Origin of the sequence: Roseicyclus sp., from assembly GCF_052168335.1 — a bacterium.
Lineage (GTDB): Bacteria > Pseudomonadota > Alphaproteobacteria > Rhodobacterales > Rhodobacteraceae > Roseibacterium.
On the sequence record NZ_JBQLZP010000558.1, the window covers coordinates 1 to 1,612 of the forward strand.

At 67.3% G+C, this 1,612-nt stretch carries 1 protein-coding gene; it reads right to left on the bottom strand.

The window, feature by feature from the left end:
* On the bottom strand, nt 1-1,612 hold a 1,612-nt coding region (gene uvrB, locus ACTS11_RS16990), incomplete at both ends, for an excinuclease ABC subunit UvrB (protein WP_442641480.1).

Sequence of the window (1,612 nt, forward strand, 5' to 3'; positions counted from 1 at the left end):
GTCTCGCGCATCGCGCGCTCCATCGAGCCGGTGATCCGGTCGGCATACATGATGACGCGCCCCTCGGCGTTCCGCGCCGCCCGCCCGATCGTCTGGATCAGCGAGGTCTCCGAGCGCAGGAACCCCTCCTTGTCCGCATCGAGGATCGCGACCAGCCCGCATTCCGGAATGTCGAGCCCCTCGCGCAGGAGGTTGATGCCCACCAGCACGTCGAAGGCCCCGAGGCGGAGGTCGCGCAGGATCTCGATCCGCTCGAGCGTGTCGATGTCGGAATGCATGTAGCGCACGCGGATGCCCTGCTCGTGCAGGTACTCGGTCAGGTCCTCGGCCATGCGCTTGGTCAGCGTGGTGGCGAGCACGCGGAAGCCCTTGGCCGCCGTCTTGCGGATCTCGTCGAGGAGGTCGTCGACCTGCATCTCGACGGGCCGGATCTCGACCTGCGGATCGAGGAGGCCGGTGGGCCGGATCACCTGCTCGGTGAAGACGCCGCCGGCCTGGTCCAGCTCCCAGTCCGCGGGCGTCGCCGAGACGAAGACCGATTGCGGGCGCATCGCGTCCCATTCCTCGAACTTGAGCGGGCGGTTGTCCATGCACGACGGCAGGCGGAACCCGTGCTCGGCCAGCGTGAACTTGCGCCGGTAGTCGCCGCGATACATGCCGCCGATCTGCGGCACGGTGACGTGGCTCTCGTCGGCGAAGACGATGGCGTTGTCGGGGATGTATTCGAAGAGGGTCGGCGGCGGCTCGCCCGGCGCGCGGCCGGTGAGGTAGCGCGAGTAGTTCTCGATCCCGTTGCACGAGCCCGTGGCCTCCAGCATCTCGAGGTCGAAGTTCGTGCGCTGCTCGAGCCGTTGCGCCTCGAGGAGCTTGCCCTCGCCGACGAGCTGGTCGAGGCGCTGGGCGAGCTCGGCCTTGATCCCCTTCACCGCCTGCTGGAGCGTCGGGCGGGGCGTGACGTAGTGCGAATTGGCATAGACGCGCACGCGGTCGAAACCGTCGGTCTTCTGGCCGGTCAGGGGGTCGAACTCGGTGATCGATTCCAGCTCCTCGCCGAAGAAGGAGAGCTTCCAGGCCCGGTCCTCGAGGTGGGCGGGCCAGATCTCGAGGCTGTCGCCCCGCACGCGGAAGGAGCCGCGCGTGAAGGCCTGGTCGTTGCGGCGGTACTGCTGGGCCACGAGATCGGCCATCACCTTGCGCTGGTCGTATTCGCGGCCGGCGTAGAGGTCCTGGGTCATCGCGCCGTAGGTCTCGACCGAGCCGATGCCGTAGATGCAGGAGACCGAGGCGACGATGATCACGTCCGGCCGCTCCAGCAGCGCGCGGGTTGCGGCGTGGCGCATCCGGTCGATCTGCTCGTTGATCTGCGCGTCCTTCTCTATGTAGGTGTCGGTACGCGGGACATAGGCCTCGGGCTGGTAGTAGTCGTAGTAGGAGACGAAGTACTCCACCGCGTTGTCCGGGAAGAACGACTTCATCTCGCCGTAGAGCTGCGCCGCGAGTGTCTTGTTCGGCGCCAGGATCAGGGTCGGCCGGCCGAGATTGGCGATCACATGCGCCATGGTGAAGGTCTTGCCCGAGCCGGTGACGCCGAGCAGCACTTGGTCACGCTCGC